The sequence below is a fragment of the Brucella pseudogrignonensis genome, from assembly GCF_031454375.1.
GTDB classification, from domain to species: Bacteria; Pseudomonadota; Alphaproteobacteria; order Rhizobiales; family Rhizobiaceae; genus Brucella; species Brucella pseudogrignonensis_A.
Window position 1 is genome coordinate 340,334 of the sequence record NZ_JAVDQT010000001.1, and the last position, 15,981, is coordinate 356,314.

Genomic DNA, 15,981 nt, shown 5'->3' on the forward strand with positions numbered 1-15,981 from the left:
CAGTGGGCGTGGTGTTATTTGTTCGGTGATTTTGGATTGGTCATCCACCAGATGATCAGCGAAAGTACCACGAGCAGCAATAGTCCGAAAGTCATTTGCCACATCGGAAAGTTTGGTGTGTCTTTAGCGACGAAGAAACCGGCAATAATACCGCTAAACCAAAGAACGATCTGAGCAATAATTCGCAACATGGTGGGCCTGTCCTGTGATGCGTTGTTTGTGAACCCAGTTTTACAGAGCATTTGTTGAGATGCTTTGATCGAAGTCAAGAGCAGCACGACTGCTATAAAAAAACACCGGCGGAATGCTCAGCCGGTGTTTGCTATCTCTAATGAAGACGGTGCTTATTTTTTACGGAAAGAATCAAGCGACACCACATCTGCCGATGGTTTGGCTTCAGCTTCGTCATCCTCAGATGCGGGCTCGTCCTTTGCAGCGGTTTCACCCTTTTCAGCAGCAGGTTTGCGCGATTTGGATTTAGGCTTTGCCTTTTCAGGTGTGTCTTCGGACGAGATCAATTCGATAGACGAGACATTACCACCTTCGTCGTTATCGCTTGTTGGCTGGACAACCGATACATCGAACTCAAGTTCAAAGTTGACCGATGGATCGTAGAAGCCACGAATGGCGGAGAATGGAATTGTCAGTTTTTCCGGCACATCACCGAAAGACAAGCCGATTTCAAACAGCTGATCGGTGACAACCATGTCCCAGTACTGGTGTTGCAACACCACTGTCATCTGCTCAGGATATTTTTCCTTAAGCCGAGACGAAATGCGTACACCGGGCGCTCCAGTAAGGAACGTGATGAAGAAGTGATGATTGCCAGGCAAGCCAGTCGCTGCCACTTCCGCAAGAACCTTGCGAATGACGCCACGGAGGGCTTCCTGAGCGAGAATATCGTAACGGATGAGATCCTGAACCATAGATTGCTTATCCCACGGATTCGCAGGTTGATGTCAAGTTTGTTCTCTGACGAATCTAAAATATATCAAGAAAAAAGTGAGGCCGGTGAGGTGCGGAAATGCTTACGCGCGCGCACCAAAGGCCATCAAAAAGGTGCGAACACCGTTGATCGCGCTTTTTTCAATGATGGAATCATCAACAGCCTGACCAGTTAGCAAGTGGTAATGAATATCCGCATTGATGAGCGCCAGATAATGTCGTGCTGCCAAATCAGGGTCTTCAATGACCAGATCTCCAGCCAGAGCTAAACGCGCAAGATGTGCGGCAATAGCTGGAACGGCCTGTGCCGGGCCTTTATTGCTGCAAACATTGCCATGCAGTGGCAGAGCATCCTCATCGGACTGAAACAGTTTGCGCAAAAACACGGTTGAAGAATCATGCACGCAATTGCGGCTCATCCTGATCGAGAAGGCGACCAGATTTTCTTCAAGGTTTTCACCGGACTGAGGAAAGGTAGCTAGTACAGCAAACAGACCAGACGACATTCTATCGAAGGCGTCGTCAACGACAGCTGCCAGCAGCGCTTCTTTGTCCTTATAGTGATTGTAAATGGTCTGACGCGATACGCCTGCTTCGCTGGCAATCAGATCGATGCTGGCGCCCTGAAACCCATCCCGATAAAAAACGCGTGCCGCCGCGCAAAGAATGAAGTCGCGCTTCATACATTGACCGGGTTTTAATCCCGATTTTGCGGACGCAGAATTTGCCCCTTCAGAAAGGAGAGGGCGTCTGTCTGCCAGAACGGCATTATCGAGCATGTCAGTAGGTTTCATATCCATAACATAATGCGGCTTGACGGTTTGGACAATAGTGTCTAATTTTACAGTAGTGTCAAAACAGTTATTAAAACTCGTCCATTATGGGGATGGCTACACGCTTTTGAGAGATTACGATACCCGGTTGGGGGCTGGGAATATCGCAAATGTCGCGAAATTATGTAGCATAAACATGTGGATAGTTGCCTAGTTGCGATATTTGGTCCCGGCTTAGCCATGCTCCCAAGCGATGTGCGGGAACCAAACTCGTAACGGGCGACTCACGAAACATTGATGAAAGTACGCCCCCAATGAGTTCAGGCTCTCCCACTTCAGGTCTCGTGCGCAACGCGATTATCCTTGGCCTTCTTTCGGCAATCGGCCCATTTGCCATTGATATGTATCTGCCTGCATTGCCAACCATCGCGACCGATCTCCATGCGGAGACGGGTGCGGTGCAAATGAGTCTTTTGGCATTCTTCATTGCTTTGGCGCTTGCGCAGCTTTTTGTTGGTCCCCTGTCGGACATGGTGGGGCGCAAGCTCCCGCTTTACGGCGGACTGGCGCTGTTTGCTGTCGGTAGTATCGGTTCAGCACTTGCGACCAATATCGATATTTTGGTCTTGTTCCGCTTCATTCAAGGGTTGGGTGCAGCGGCAAGCTCGGTCATCCCGCGTGCCATTGTGCGTGATCTTCACACAGGTGTTGATGCAGCAAGGCTGATGTCGCTGCTTATGCTCGTCTTTTCAATTTCGCCCATTCTCGCACCGTTGAGTGGATCGGTTCTTATCGATTTTTTCGGCTGGCGCGGTGTTTTCTGGGCTGTGTTCGTGGCGGCCATTGTAGGCGTTGTGTTGATAGCAACCGCGCTTAAAGAGACGAGGGGTAGCGAAGCGCGGCTTGATAGCAATATCAGCAGCGCGCTTGCGGGTTATGGTCGGTTGCTCAAGGATCGCTACTTTATGGGGCTGGCCTGTATTGGCGGCTTCGGCATCGCATCATTCTTTGTCTATTTGGCTAACTCATCGTTTATTCTGATTGATCATTACGGCCTCAGCCCAAGCCAGTATGCAATTGCGTTTTCCATCAATGCCGTTTCGTTCTTCAGCGTTTCACAGCTCAATGGTGTCTTGGGTGCACGTTTTGGATTGCGTCGTGTGATGCAGGTCGCTGTTTCAGGCTTTGCAGCTGTTATGCTTGCTATGTTTGCGGCAGTCTTGATGGGGCATACCGGCCTCTGGCTGATCGCTGGCTTTCTTTTCGTTGGCTACGGTTTTCTGGGGCTTGTCATTCCAACGACCGCTGTGCTGGCTCTCGAAGATCACGGCGCTATTGCTGGAACAGCATCGGCGCTGCTTGGAACGTTGCATTTCGTCATTGGTGGCATTGCGATTGGTGTAACCGGCGCATTCTTTGACGGTTCTGCCAAACCGATGATCGGCGGTATTGCGATCTGTTCACTGATCGCATTTCTGCTCAGCCTCGTTGTGTTTGCACGCAAAACACAGCCAGAAGCGGAAGTGGCAACAATCTAAAGATGGGAAAAGTGGAGGCTTCTGTTGCCAGGTGCCTCCGAACCCCGCCTCAAGGTGCTAACCAGAAGGACTTAGGTTGGGTTTCCCGCACCGCGATTAAGCAGCGAGAGCGTAACCCTGAGCTTTGTTGTCATTTGCAACTACTCAATTGACCCGATAACGGTGGTATCATGCCGAGCAAAAGAGCGATCTTTACACCCTTGTCGATCCTATTTCGCCCCCGCCACAGCGCAACTCGCGTTTACTGCTTCTTGCGTTCTGGTGGAGGCGCCGGGTACCGCCCCCGGGTCCAATAGGTTTATTACATCGTCCGTTTATCACCATAGTCAGCTTGCGCTGACACGACGTATATAGGCGTCCTTCTCCACGATTGGAAGAGGGGAGTTGTGATTTAACAGGTTGTTGGCGCTCGTTTGTCTGCGCTTTTTGCGTTCATTTTTCATTGACAGCAATCGCAGGCTGGTCAATCCTGACAAGACTATCGGTGCATGCCGGATTGGGATTGTCATTGTCCGGCTGTAGCGGAGGTTTAACCGGGGCTAAAGCCAATCGAAGGAGAGTGAATCTATGAGTGACTATCTCGCGGATGTCCGTCGTTATGATGCCGCTGCTGATGAAGCCGTTGTCGAGAAGATCGTAAAGCATCTTGGCATTGCGCTGCGTAATCGCGATTCCTCTCTTGTCTCTGCAACTGATCCTGAAGAACTTAAGCGCGTCCGTGACAGCTGGGTTCACAAGAAGCTTGGCGTAGCGGATGAAGCCAAGGCCGTCGAAGTCGTTAATCATGTTGCAGAAGTTATGAAGGGCGATCGTAACAAGGGTCGCGTCACCTTCTATTATCTGGTTGCGAAGCAGCTTGGTAAGCTCGGCGATCTTTAATCGTCGTCCACAGTCCAAACTAAAGACCCCGGTGTCATAAGCCGGGGTTTTTCTTATATTGGGTTAATACGAATCGACCCGGAAAGTACCCCTATGCGCACCTATCTCGATCTTCTCCAGCATGTGCTCGACAATGGCTCAGACCGTGGTGACCGCACCGGGACAGGCACGCGTTCGGTTTTCGGCTATCAGATGCGCTATAATCTGGCTGAAGGGTTTCCGGTTCTCACCACCAAGAAGCTGCATCTGCGTTCAATCATCCATGAACTTCTGTGGTTCCTGAAAGGCGATACCAATATCGCTTATCTCAAGGAAAACGGCGTTTCGATCTGGGATGAATGGGCCGATGAGAATGGCGATCTTGGCCCGGTCTATGGTTATCAGTGGCGCTCATGGCCAGCGCCTGATGGTCGCCATATCGACCAGATTGCGAATCTTCTCAAGATGTTGCGCGAAAACCCTAACTCACGACGTTTGATCGTATCTGCATGGAATCCGGCGCTGGTCGATGAAATGGCTTTACCACCGTGCCATTGCCTGTTTCAGTTTTATGTCTCGGACGGCAAATTGTCTTGCCAGCTCTATCAGCGCTCGGCGGATATCTTCTTAGGCGTTCCGTTCAATATTGCATCTTATGCGCTGCTGACCATGATGATTGCGCAGGTTGCAGGCCTTGAGCCGGGTGATTTTGTGCATACGCTGGGCGACGCACATATTTATTCCAATCATTTTGAGCAAGCGCGTTTGCAGTTGACCCGCACGCCGAAAGCTTTGCCAACCATGCGCATCAATCCGGATGTGAAAGATCTTTTTGCTTTCCGTTACGAGGACTTTGAGCTGGTGGGCTATGAAGCCGATCCATCGATCAAAGCACCGATTGCGGTGTAAGATATGACCATAAGCAAAGCCGTTCTTTCGATTGTTGTTGCCGCGTCCGAAAACAATGTCATCGGTCGCGACAATGATATGCCGTGGAAGCTTTCGACCGACCTCAAGCGGTTTAAGGCGCTGACGCTCGGAAAGCCCGTCATAATGGGGCGCAAGACATGGGAATCCATTGGTCGCCCGCTGCCGGGCCGTCCCAATCTTGTTGTGACGCGTGATGCAGGTTTCAAAGCCGACGGAGCGACCATTGTCAGCTCGCTCGAAGACGCGATTGAGCTGGGGCGCAAGTTTGCGACGGAGCTTGGCGTGGATGAGGTCTGCATCATCGGTGGCGGCAAGATTTATGCGCAAGCATTGCCTTTTGTGGATCGAGTGCATCTGACGCGCGTTCTCGCGACCATTGATGGTGACACGTTTTTTCCGGCACTCGATTCGAAAATCTGGAAAGAGATCAGCTCGGAAGATGTGCCTGTGGGCGAGAAAGATAGTCATCCGACACGCTATATTCGGTACGACCGACACGTTATGTAAATTATAACGCAGGAAATTTGCCGCTTCACGTTGAAAGCGGCCCTCGCGATGCCTATAAAACGGTAACATTAGTTGATGACGGGAAATTGAATAGGATTTTCCGTCTCCCGGACGAGAGGTGAGGATGCCCTGGAGTAATCAGAATGGCGGCGGCGGTGGCCCATGGGGTGGCGGCGGCGACAACAATAATAATGGCGGCAATGGCGGTAACGGTGGCCCTTGGGGTCAGGGTCCGAAAGGTCCACGCAATGGCGGTCAGAACACGCCTCCTGATCTCGAGGATATTCTTCGCAAAGGGCAGGATCGTCTGAAAAAAGTTTTCCCGGGTGGCAGCGGCGGCAAAGGCGGCAGCAATCGCGGTGTATTTTTCCTCATAGGTGCTGCAGTGCTTGGCCTCTGGCTTTACCAGTCGGTCTACACCGTGCAGCCAGATGAACTCGCTGTTGAACTCGTTTTTGGTAAGCCAAAGGCTGAAGTTTCCGAGCCGGGCCTGCATTTCCTTTTCTGGCCTGTTGAGACCGTTGAAAAGGCTCAGATCGTCGAAAAGCAGATCAATATCGGTGGTCAGGGTTCACGGACTGCGACGCAGGGCCTGATGCTGACTGGTGATCAGAACATCGTCAATGTTCAGTTCTCGGTTCTTTATCGCGTTTCCAATCCGCGTGATTATCTTTTCAACGTAGAGAATCCGGATGCCATGGTGCAGCAGGTTTCTGAGAGTGCGATTCGTGAAATCGTTGGTCGTCGTCCTGCACAGGATGTCTTCCGTGATAATCGTGCTGAAATTGCGCAGAGTGTACGTGACATTATTCAGGCTACGCTTGATCGTTACAATACCGGTATTCAGGTGAATGCAGTTTCCATCGAGGATGCATCCCCGCCGCGTGAAGTAGCCGATGCGTTTGATGAAGTGCAGCGCGCTGAACAGGATGAAGACCGCTTCGTCGAAGAGTCCAATCAGTATTCTAACCAGCGTCTTGGTCAGGCACGCGGTCAGGCAGCACAGCTGCGTGAAGAAGCTGCGGCTTACAAAAACAGTGTTGTTCAGGATGCGACAGGTGAAGCACAGCGCTTTAGCTCGGTTGTCGATCAATACAAAAATGCACCAGAAGTAACCCGCAACCGCTTGTTCCTCGAAACCATGGAAGAAGTGCTTGCTGGCACCAAGAAGGTTATCGTGGAAGCTGGTAAGGATGTCGTGCCTTACCTGCCATTGAGTGAACTTATGCGCCAGCAGCCGCGTCCGGGTGCCGCTGATGCAACGACGAATAGCGGAGGTAACTAATCATGGCCAATAACAGGCTTCCGTTTATTTTTGGCATTATCGCCATCGTTGCTTTCGCACTTTATTCGTCTGTATTCATTGTTAATGAACGCCAGCAGGCAATCGTTCTGCGCTTTGGTCAGATCGTTGATGTGAAAACCGAACCGGGCATCTATTTCAAAATGCCGTTCGGCTTCCTTGACGCGGATACGGTTCAGCTGATCGATGATCGTCTGCTGCGCTTTGACCTTGACGATATTCGCGTTCAGGTTTCCGGTGGTAAGTTCTACGACGTGGATGCATTCCTCGTTTATCGCATCACAGATCCGCGCAAGTTCCGTGAAACCGTATCGGGTAGCGTTATGCTTGCAGAACAGCGTCTGCGTACACGTCTTGATGCTGCATTGCGTGGTGTTTACGGTCAGCGCGGCTTTGAAGCTGCTCTTTCCGAAGAACGTGGCGATATGATGCGTGAAGTTGCAAATCAGCTTCGCCCTGATGCGACATCGCTTGGCATCACCATTGAAGACGTTCGTATTCGTCGTACGGATTTGACGGCTGAAGTATCACAGCAGACCTATGAGCGTATGAAGGCAGAGCGTCTTGCCGAAGCAGAACGTCTGCGTGCGCGTGGCCGTGAAGCAGCGCAGCGTATTCGCGCTATTGCCGATCGTCAGGTTGTAGAAACTGTTGCTGAAGCGCGTAAGGACTCGGAAATCCTTCGCGGTGAAGGCGATGCAGAACGTAGTGCGATCTTTGCTGAATCCGCATCGAAAGACCCGGATTTCTATGCCTTCTATCGTTCGATGGCAGCTTATCGTAAGGCACTTGAAACGCCTGATACAACACTGGTCATTTCGCCAGATTCGGAGTTCTTCAAGTTCTTCCGTGATGCTGGTGGACAGTTGCCTGCGACAGCGCCTGCAACAGTGCCAGCGCAGTAAGAGAGATTATCGCAAATGAGCGATTTTCTAGCCGCCGTAGGACTTCTCTTCGTATTCGAGGGGCTGCTCTACGGCGGCTTTCCTTTGATTGCCAAAAAGCTGGCGCGTGACGCATCTCATGCGCCGGAAGGCATGTTGAGGATTGCCGGGCTTTGCGCCTTGGCTATTGGTGTCTTTATTGTCTGGCTTGTCAGGGGATAAGCCACTCCATCCGTGATATTTCTGCTCTCCACTCTATGCGGGGCCGTAAACAGGCCGTATTTTGCAGCGATCTAATCTTTTCGCTTTTTCATGCAGACAGAAACGGAGCGGAGCTTCATGGCAATTGCATCCAAGGCGGGATTTGGCCGCACCCTTTTAGCAACCGTTGCTCTCGGAGCGATGAGTTTTACAGGGACAGTTGCAATTGGCATATCTCCCTCTTTCGCTCAGCAAACTGCTCCGATCAGGCAGGGCCCCGGCTCCGTTGCCGATTTGGCTGAAGGTTTGCTTGACGCGGTCGTGAATATTTCGACATCGCAGACAGTTAAAGAAGACGGCGAAGAAGACAGCGGCGTGCCGATGCCCCAAGTGCCGGAAGGTTCACCGTTTCAGGAGTTCTTCAACGATTTTTTCAATGAAAAAGGCGGCGATAAAAAGGGCGATTCGCGCAAAGTGCAGTCGCTGGGTTCTGGTTTTGTGATTGATGCCGAAAAGGGTTTCATCGTCACCAATAACCACGTTATCGCTGATGCCGACGAGATTGAAGTCAATTTTGTCGACGGTTCCAAGCTGAAAGCGGAGCTTGTCGGAAAGGACACCAAGACCGATCTTGCCGTGCTGAAGGTTGATCCGACCAAGCATAAGCTCAAGGCTGTTGAGTTCGGCAATTCCGACAAAGCGCGTATTGGTGACTGGGTGCTGGCAATCGGCAATCCGTTTGGCCTTGGCGGCACGGTGACTGCGGGCATTATTTCCGCGCGTAAGCGCGATATTCAGTCCGGCCCTTATGATGATTTCATTCAGACCGATGCCGCGATTAACCGTGGCAATTCCGGTGGTCCGCTGTTCGACATGGACGGTAAGGTGATCGGCATCAATACCGCTATTTATTCGCCGTCGGGTGGTTCAATCGGCATTGGCTTTGCCATCCCCGCGGAAATGGCTGTTGGCGTTATCGATCAGCTCAAGGAATTTGGCGAAGTGCGTCGTGGCTGGCTTGGTGTTCGCATTCAGCCTGTTACCGATGATATTGCGCAGAGCCTTGGCCTGAAAGATGCTAAGGGCGCGCTTATCGCCGGTCTCATAGAGAACTCAGGCGTTGATAATAAAGCGATCAAGGCGGGCGATGTTGTTATCCGCTATGACGGAAAACCTGTCGAACGTGCGCGTGATCTGCCGCGTCTTGTGGCCGAGAGCGCCGTGGGCGATGAGGTTGAAGTTGTTGTCGTGCGCGATGGCAAGGAGCAGTCCGTCAAGGTTAAGCTCGGCCGTTTGATCGAAGACGATAAAAGCACAGACGAAGCCGTTGAAGATCAGGCTCCTCCGCCAGATATGGAAGAAGGTGAGGAGGGACAGGAGCTTCCGGATGCCCCAAAACCTGATACCAAGAAAAAAGAGCATAAGGAGCAGGCAGCCGCAACGGTGCTGGGCATGAAGCTATCGGAACTCAATGAAGATGTGCGCGGCGAATTTGGCATTGCCGAAGATGTCGAGGGCGTTGCAGTTCTTCATGTTGTGCCGGGTTCTGCTTCCGCTGAAAAGCGTATCGAAACGGGCGATGTAATCGTGGATATTGGTCAGGTTACGGTTAAGACGCCAGCCGATGTTAAGAAGCGCATTGATGCACTGCGCCGCGAGGGTCGCAAGAACGCGCTTCTGATGCTGGCTTCGCGCTCTGGCGAGTTGCGGTTCGTGACGATCCGTATCGACTAGCTTTTTCGTAAACTGGAAATGCAAAAGGCGTCGCAACTGTTGCGACGCCTTTTTTGTTTGTGTTTAGAATCCCTTGCCGGAATAGGTTCGGAATGTGATTCAGTTTTTCGATGGGTTTGCTGCGGAATAAACGACGTGACGTTTGAGGTGGGGCATGTCGTCGGGCACCTTGGGGTGGTCGAAGTCGCGGGCTTCATCCCGCACCATTCCGATGCGTTGCATAACCGATGTCGAACGGTCGTTATTGAAGACAGCAAATGAGACAACTTCAGGAAGTTCAAGCTTATCGAAGGCGTAAGCCAGCAGTGCTTTTCCTGCCTCGGTCATGTAGCCTTTTCCCCAGAAGGGTGGTGTAAGTCGCCAGCCGATTTCCACCGTGCCGTCAGGGAGGCACGGTTCGAGATCTGTGAGGGCGAGGCCAGCAAAGCCGATTGATTGTCCGCTTTGTTTTTCCTCAATAGCGTAAAAGCCATACCCTGTTTCTGTGATCATTTTTTGCAGACGCTCAAACAATGCGTCTGATTCTGTGCGAGAAAGCCGAGATGGGAAGAAACGCATTACCTCAGCATCTGAGTTAATTTCGTGAAGCAATTCGCGATCCCGGTTTTCCCAGTTGCGAATAACGAGGCGAGGCGTTTCCAGAATAATCATTCGACAAAATCCGATTTACGATAGCCTTGAATATAAAGAAGGGCGGTCAGATCGCCATGATCGATACGCACTTTGGCCTGTGCCGCGACCGCCGGTTTTGCATGTAGCGCGACGCCGGTTCCGGCAAGCTGAATCATGCCAAGATCGTTTGCGCCGTCACCCACGGCGATTGCGTCCTGTGGTGTGAGGCCAAGACGCTCTGCGATTTCAACGAGCTTTTCGACCTTGGCTTCGCGACCGAGGATCGGGTCGGAAACGGTGCCGCTTAGATGCGCGCCATCATGTAAAAGCGTGTTAGCGCGATCTTCATTGAAGCCAATCATTTCTGCAACGCGCTTTGTGAATGAGGTGAAGCCGCCGGATACGAGCGCTGTATATGCGCCGTGCTTGCGCATGGTGCGAACCAGTTCGACACCGCCGGGCATCAGCGAAATACGGGTAGAGATAACCTTGTCGATAACCGAAAGCGGCAGACCCTTGAGAAGTGCTACGCGTTCACGCAGAGCGGGTTCGAACTCGATTTCGCCGTTCATGGCGCGTGCAGTGATGAGCGAGACCTGTTCACGCAGACCTGCTTCTTCAGCCAGTTCATCGATGCATTCTTGCTGGATCATGGTGGAATCCATGTCGGCAATCAGAATTTTCTTGCGTCGGCTGTCCTGTTCCTGCACCACGACATCAACTGGCGCGCCATCAAGGGCGGCTCGCAGAGTTTGCTCAGCCTCGTCTGAGGTGATGGTTGATGGAAGTGGTATGTCGCAAGCAATGCCATCTGCCAGCCAGTAAAGTCCGGTTGCATTCACTGCTGCCGAGGCTTTAATCCCCAGCGAAGGAATAAGCTGTGCTTTGGCTGGATTGGCAATCAGTGTAGCAATAAGAGAAGCGGATCGGGACATGAGGAGCATTTCCTGCGATGAGTGAAGCGGCGAAGGATGCAATCCTGATAGCTGGCCCGACGGCCAGCGGCAAGTCGGCTCTTGCCCTTCATCTGGCAAAGAAGACCGGCGGCTTCATTGTAAACACCGATTCCATGCAGGTTTATGATGTACTTGATCTGTTGAGTGCACGTCCGCAGCCCGATGAGTTGCGTGAAGCTGAACATTATCTTTATGGGCATGTTGCTCCATCTGTTTCCTATTCAACCGGCAAATGGTTTTCTGACGTTGAGGCGCTGTTGTCGCGCAGCGACCTTAAAGGCCGCACGCCAATCTTTGTTGGGGGGACGGGGCTCTATTTCCGTGCTTTGCTTGGCGGGCTTTCGCAGATGCCGGAGGTGCCTGCCGATGTGCGTGAGTATTGGCGCAACAAAATGAGCGAGGATGGAGCGGAAAGGCTTCATATGATGCTCGCGGAACGCGACCCGGAAATCGCTGCCACGTTAAGGCCGACCGACAGTCAGCGTATTGTGCGTGCACTTGAAGTGTTTGAAGGAACCGGAAAGTCGCTGCTGCACTGGCAGAAAAACACAGGAACGGCGCTTGTCGACGATACGAGTGCGCGCAAGATCATTTTGTTGCCAGATCGTCAATGGTTGGGCGAGCGGATTGCACAGCGGTTCAATCTGATGTGGGATCATGGTGCACTTGAAGAGGTGCGTGCATTAATGGCGTTGGAACTTGATCCGGCATTGCCAGCTTTAAAAGCTATCGGTGTGCGCGAGATTTCGGCTTTTTTTGCCGGTGAGATGTCTCGGGAAGAAGCCATTGAGCTTTCGGTTATCGCGACCCGCCAATATGCCAAACGGCAATCGACTTGGTTCAGAAATCAGCTCGATGATAGCTGGAAAAGATATATTTCGGGGCAAGAAGCACTGCTAAGGCAATAATCTTATCAAGAATGCTCTTTTTATATAAGAAAATATCACGTTTTATGCATTTTCGCGTTGACGGCGCGATTTTCGCTGATTAGTCTCGCCGCCATGAACAGAACAGCTCTTATTCTTGTGGTACGTACGCGCATGGGCAGGATGGTGTAACCATCCGGCGAAAGCTCCCATGCGCGAAAGACAGGCTCCCTCGGGGGCCTTTTTTGTTATCTAAACACCAACGAAATTGAATATGTAAAGCAGACGGGAAGTGACGACGATGACGGCAGCAAAAAGCGAGGCGGCAACGATCTCCGCAGGACAACGCGAAATGACCGGCGCGGAAATGGTGGTTCAGGCTATGATCGATCATGGCGTGGAGCATCTTTTCGGCTATCCGGGCGGTGCCGTGCTGCCGATCTATGACGAACTTTTCCAGCAGGACAAGGTTGAACATATTCTCGTTCGCCACGAGCAGGGCGCTGGCCATGCCGCTGAAGGCTATGCACGTGCAACCGGCAAGGTTGGCGTTATGCTGGTGACGTCTGGTCCGGGTGCGACCAATGCGGTTACGCCTTTGCAGGACGCTTTGATGGACTCAATCCCGCTGGTTTGCATTTCCGGTCAGGTTCCAACATCGCTGATTGGTTCTGACGGTTTTCAGGAGGCGGATACCGTTGGCATTACGCGCCCATGCACCAAGCACAACTGGCTGGTTCGCGATGTAAATGACCTGTCGCGCGTTCTCCACGAAGCGTTCCATATCGCCTCAACCGGTCGTCCGGGTCCGGTTCTCGTTGATATTCCGAAGGACATTCAGTTTGCGACCGGCATTTATACGCCACCGCAGACATCGCCGCGCACAAGCTATCGCCCGACTATTGAAGGCGACAAGACTGCAATTGCTCAGGCGGTTGAATTGCTGTTGAGCGCCAAGAAGCCAGTCATTTATTCGGGTGGCGGCGTTATCAATTCCGGTCCAGCAGCCACCAAACTGCTGCGCGAACTGGTTGAGATCAGCAATTTCCCGATCACATCGACACTGATGGGCCTGGGTGCTTATCCTGCGTCGGGTAAGAACTGGCTCGGTATGCTTGGCATGCACGGTACATACGAAGCCAATATGACTATGCATGATTGCGATGTCATGCTGTGCGTTGGTGCACGTTTTGACGATCGTATCACTGGCCGTCTCAATGCGTTTGCACCGCATTCGCGCAAAATCCATATCGATATTGATCCATCCTCGATCAACAAAAATGTCCGCGTTGATGTTCCGATCATTGGTGACGTTGCGCATGTTCTGGAAGACATTGTTCGCCAGTTCCGTGCGGCTTCTAAAAAGCCGGATGCAAACGCGATTGGCGCATGGTGGGAGCAGATCAATCGCTGGCGTGCGCGCAAGTCATTGGCTTACACACCAAACAAAGACGTCATCATGCCGCAATATGCCTTGCAGCGTTTGAACGAACTGACGAAAGATCGTGATACCTATATCACGACCGAAGTTGGTCAGCATCAGATGTGGGCAGCGCAGTTCATGGATTTTGAAGCGCCGAACCGCTGGATGACATCGGGTGGTCTCGGTACCATGGGGTATGGCTTGCCTGCGGCTCTCGGCGTTCAGATCGCGCATCCAGATGCGCTGGTTATTGATATTGCTGGCGATGCATCAATCCAGATGTGTATTCAGGAAATGTCGGCGGCCATTCAGTACAATGCGCCAATCAAGATTTTCATTCTGAACAATCAATATATGGGCATGGTTCGTCAGTGGCAGCAGCTGCTGCATGGCAACCGCTTGTCGCATTCTTATACCGAAGCAATGCCTGATTTCGTGAAGCTTGCAGAAGCTTACGGTGCCCATGGCATTCGTTGTGACAAGCCAGCTTTGCTTGATGATGCAATCATGGAAATGATTGAAATCAAAAAGCCGGTTATCTTCGATTGCCGCGTTGCAAATCTGGCCAACTGCTTCCCGATGATCCCGTCTGGCAAGGCGCATAATGAAATGCTGTTGCCAGATGAAGCGACTGACGAAGCTGTTGCCAATGCTATTGACGCCAAGGGCCGTTCCCTAGTCTGATCTGGAGTAAAGAACATGAATGCACAAAATCTAGCATCCGGCTCGGCATATTTCATTGCAGCGGATACCCAGACACCAGAAACACATACGCTTTCGGTTCTCGTTGATAACGAGCCGGGTGTTCTAGCCCGCGTCATCGGCCTGTTTTCAGGTCGAGGCTACAATATTGAAAGCCTGACGGTTTCTGAAACCGAGCATGAGCAGCACCTGTCGCGCATTACGATTGTAACGCGCGGCACGCCCAATGTGCTTGATCAAATCCGCCATCAGCTGGAACGTATTGTTCCGGTGCATCGCGTGGTAGATATGACCCATCGCGCTGTTGAACTCGGCCATGAGCGCCCGATTGAGCGTGAATTGGCGCTGATCAAGGTTGCAGGCAAGGGCGAGGCGCGTGCCGAAACTCTGCGTCTGACCGATGCTTTCAATGCAAAGATCGTTGATGCAACGACCGAGCATTTCATCGTCGAGATTACCGGCAAGACCGCTAAGATCGATCAGTTCATTTCGCTGATGAAGCCGCTTGGTTTGGTGGAGATTTGCCGCACTGGTGTGGCTGCAATGAACCGGGGTCCGCAAGGTCTCTAAGCTTACTCAGCACCGATACAATATCCTTTGAAACCGGCACAATGTTTTGATTGTGCCGGTTTTTTATTGGGCTAACTTCTTCTCATCCGAAGCTGCCGATTGCTCAAAAGGTGAATGATGTCTGTGCTTCCGACTTATGATGATGTGGTATCTGCTGCTCGATTGATTGAAGGCCATGCGCATAGAACGCCAGTCTTCACGTCATCGACCATTGACGCCCAAACGGGTGCAGAGTTCTTTTTCAAATGCGAGAATTTTCAGCGCATTGGGGCGTTCAAGTTTCGTGGTGCTTACAATGCTTTGGCGCGCTTTACGGATGAGCAGAAGAAGCGCGGTGTGCTTGCGTTTTCGTCTGGTAATCATGCGCAGGCGATTGCCCTTTCGGCAAAGCTTCTTGGTATTAGTGCAACGATTATCATGCCTGAAGACGCACCGGCTGCAAAACTAGACGCCACACGCGGCTACGGTGCAAAGGTCGTCACTTACAATCGCTATACCGAAGATCGTGACGCGCTTTCTAAGAAGCTTGCGGACGAGGGCGGTCTAACGCTCATTCCGCCATTCAATCATCCTGATATTATTGCAGGGCAAGGCACAGCAACCAAGGAGCTGATCGAAGAGGTTGGGCCACTGGATGCATTGTTCGTCTGTCTCGGAGGTGGTGGCCTGCTGGCAGGATCAGCATTGGCTGCGAAAGCGCTTGCGCCCTCATGCGATGTTTATGGTGTTGAGCCAGAAGCCGGCAATGATGGCCAGCAGTCGTTTCGCTCTGGCCAAATCGTGCATATTGATGTGCCAAAAACCTTGGCCGATGGCGCGCAGACGCAGGCGCTCGGCGATATGACTTTTGCGGTCATTCAGAAAACTGTTCGGGATATTTTGGCAGTTAGCGATGATGAACTGGTGCAAGGTATGAAATTCTTTGCCAGTCGCATGAAGATGGTGGTCGAACCGACGGGTTGCCTTGGCTTCGCTGGGGCTATGCAAATGGCACCTCAACTTAAAGGCAAACGTGTTGGCGTGATCGTCAGCGGTGGCAATGTTGATCTCGAGAGATTTGCGGCGCTCGTTAGAGCGTGACGCGCTTATTCGTACCCACAGCGCTCGCTCTAACTCCTTATTCTTATGCATGTCGTTATCGGTAAACCGGTTCCCACTTTTCCGCGACATGCTTTAGCT

General features: G+C 52.0%; 17 protein-coding genes and 1 other RNA gene. 12 read left to right on the plus strand and 6 right to left on the minus strand.

Translation table 11 applies throughout. The features are described from left to right. Positions 1-14 precede the first annotated feature (14 nt). The 3 genes from J2782_RS01595 to J2782_RS01605 all read right to left on the minus strand — a co-directional run bounded on the left by J2782_RS01595 (position 15) and on the right by J2782_RS01605 (position 1,745). Entirely contained in the window at positions 15-191 is a 177-nt protein-coding gene (locus J2782_RS01595) for a hypothetical protein (protein WP_310009859.1), read from the minus strand. 153 nt (positions 192-344) lie between these two features. After that, entirely contained in the window at positions 345-926 is a 582-nt protein-coding gene (locus tag J2782_RS01600) for an SspB family protein (protein WP_310009861.1), read from the minus strand. Between the two features lie 102 nt (positions 927-1,028). Next, the gene (locus tag J2782_RS01605; RefSeq protein WP_310009862.1) at positions 1,029-1,745 is read right to left on the minus strand and encodes a TetR/AcrR family transcriptional regulator; all 717 of its coding nucleotides are present in this window, start codon (positions 1,743-1,745) and stop codon (positions 1,029-1,031) included. 287 nt (positions 1,746-2,032) lie between these two features. Between J2782_RS01605 and J2782_RS01610 the strand changes: the two genes are divergently transcribed. Continuing rightward, positions 2,033-3,256, plus strand: a complete 1,224-nt coding sequence (locus J2782_RS01610; RefSeq protein WP_250038881.1) for a multidrug effflux MFS transporter — start codon at positions 2,033-2,035, stop codon at positions 3,254-3,256. 10 nt (positions 3,257-3,266) lie between these two features. On the opposite strand, the gene ssrA is transcribed toward J2782_RS01610, so the two are convergent. After that, positions 3,267-3,636: a transfer-messenger RNA gene (gene ssrA, locus J2782_RS01615) on the minus strand. Positions 3,637-3,823: 187 nt separating this feature from the next. Between ssrA and J2782_RS01620 the strand changes: the two genes are divergently transcribed. The 7 genes from J2782_RS01620 (at position 3,824) to J2782_RS01650 (ending at position 9,673) form a co-directional block, all read left to right on the plus strand. Continuing rightward, positions 3,824-4,135, plus strand: coding sequence for a DUF2853 family protein (locus J2782_RS01620; RefSeq protein WP_250038882.1), 312 nt, complete (start codon positions 3,824-3,826; stop codon positions 4,133-4,135). 93 nt (positions 4,136-4,228) lie between these two features. Then, positions 4,229-5,023, plus strand: coding sequence for a thymidylate synthase (locus J2782_RS01625; protein WP_250038883.1), 795 nt, complete (start codon positions 4,229-4,231; stop codon positions 5,021-5,023). A gap of 3 nt (positions 5,024-5,026) precedes the next feature. Next, a complete protein-coding gene (locus J2782_RS01630) occupies positions 5,027-5,551 on the plus strand; it encodes a dihydrofolate reductase (RefSeq protein WP_404989586.1) in 525 nt (174 codons plus the stop codon). A gap of 124 nt (positions 5,552-5,675) precedes the next feature. Then, positions 5,676-6,836, plus strand: coding sequence for an FtsH protease activity modulator HflK (gene hflK, locus J2782_RS01635; RefSeq protein WP_310009863.1), 1,161 nt, complete (start codon positions 5,676-5,678; stop codon positions 6,834-6,836). Positions 6,837-6,838: 2 nt separating this feature from the next. Beyond that, entirely contained in the window at positions 6,839-7,759 is a 921-nt protein-coding gene (gene hflC, locus J2782_RS01640) for a protease modulator HflC (RefSeq protein WP_310009864.1), read from the plus strand. Positions 7,760-7,774: 15 nt separating this feature from the next. After that, positions 7,775-7,960, plus strand: coding sequence for a DUF2065 domain-containing protein (locus J2782_RS01645; protein ID WP_310009865.1), 186 nt, complete (start codon positions 7,775-7,777; stop codon positions 7,958-7,960). Positions 7,961-8,077: 117 nt separating this feature from the next. Then, a complete protein-coding gene (locus J2782_RS01650) occupies positions 8,078-9,673 on the plus strand; it encodes a Do family serine endopeptidase (RefSeq protein WP_310009866.1) in 1,596 nt (531 codons plus the stop codon). Positions 9,674-9,772: 99 nt separating this feature from the next. Here the strand turns inward: J2782_RS01650 and J2782_RS01655 are convergent, their stop codons facing one another. Beyond that, the gene (locus J2782_RS01655; RefSeq protein WP_310009867.1) at positions 9,773-10,324 is read right to left on the minus strand and encodes a GNAT family N-acetyltransferase; all 552 of its coding nucleotides are present in this window, start codon (positions 10,322-10,324) and stop codon (positions 9,773-9,775) included. Continuing rightward, positions 10,321-11,220, minus strand: a complete 900-nt coding sequence (gene serB / locus J2782_RS01660; RefSeq protein WP_310009868.1) for a phosphoserine phosphatase SerB — start codon at positions 11,218-11,220, stop codon at positions 10,321-10,323. The genes J2782_RS01655 and serB overlap by 4 nt, the downstream gene beginning before the upstream one ends. A 17-nt stretch (positions 11,221-11,237) precedes the next feature. On the opposite strand from serB, the gene miaA reads away from it, so the two are divergent. From miaA to J2782_RS01680, 4 genes are all read left to right on the plus strand, one after another. Then, complete coding sequence (gene miaA / locus J2782_RS01665) at positions 11,238-12,149, plus strand: tRNA (adenosine(37)-N6)-dimethylallyltransferase MiaA (protein WP_310009869.1); 912 nt, start codon at positions 11,238-11,240, stop codon at positions 12,147-12,149. Between the two features lie 259 nt (positions 12,150-12,408). Further along, positions 12,409-14,214, plus strand: a complete 1,806-nt coding sequence (locus tag J2782_RS01670) for an acetolactate synthase 3 large subunit (protein ID WP_310009870.1) — start codon at positions 12,409-12,411, stop codon at positions 14,212-14,214. A 15-nt stretch (positions 14,215-14,229) separates the two neighbouring features. Further along, entirely contained in the window at positions 14,230-14,802 is a 573-nt protein-coding gene (gene ilvN / locus J2782_RS01675; protein ID WP_007875697.1) for an acetolactate synthase small subunit, read from the plus strand. A 117-nt stretch (positions 14,803-14,919) separates the two neighbouring features. Continuing rightward, positions 14,920-15,882 (plus strand): threo-3-hydroxy-L-aspartate ammonia-lyase, encoded by a 963-nt coding sequence (locus tag J2782_RS01680; RefSeq protein WP_310011036.1) that lies wholly within the window; start codon positions 14,920-14,922, stop codon positions 15,880-15,882. The last annotated feature ends 99 nt before the right edge of the window (positions 15,883-15,981 follow it).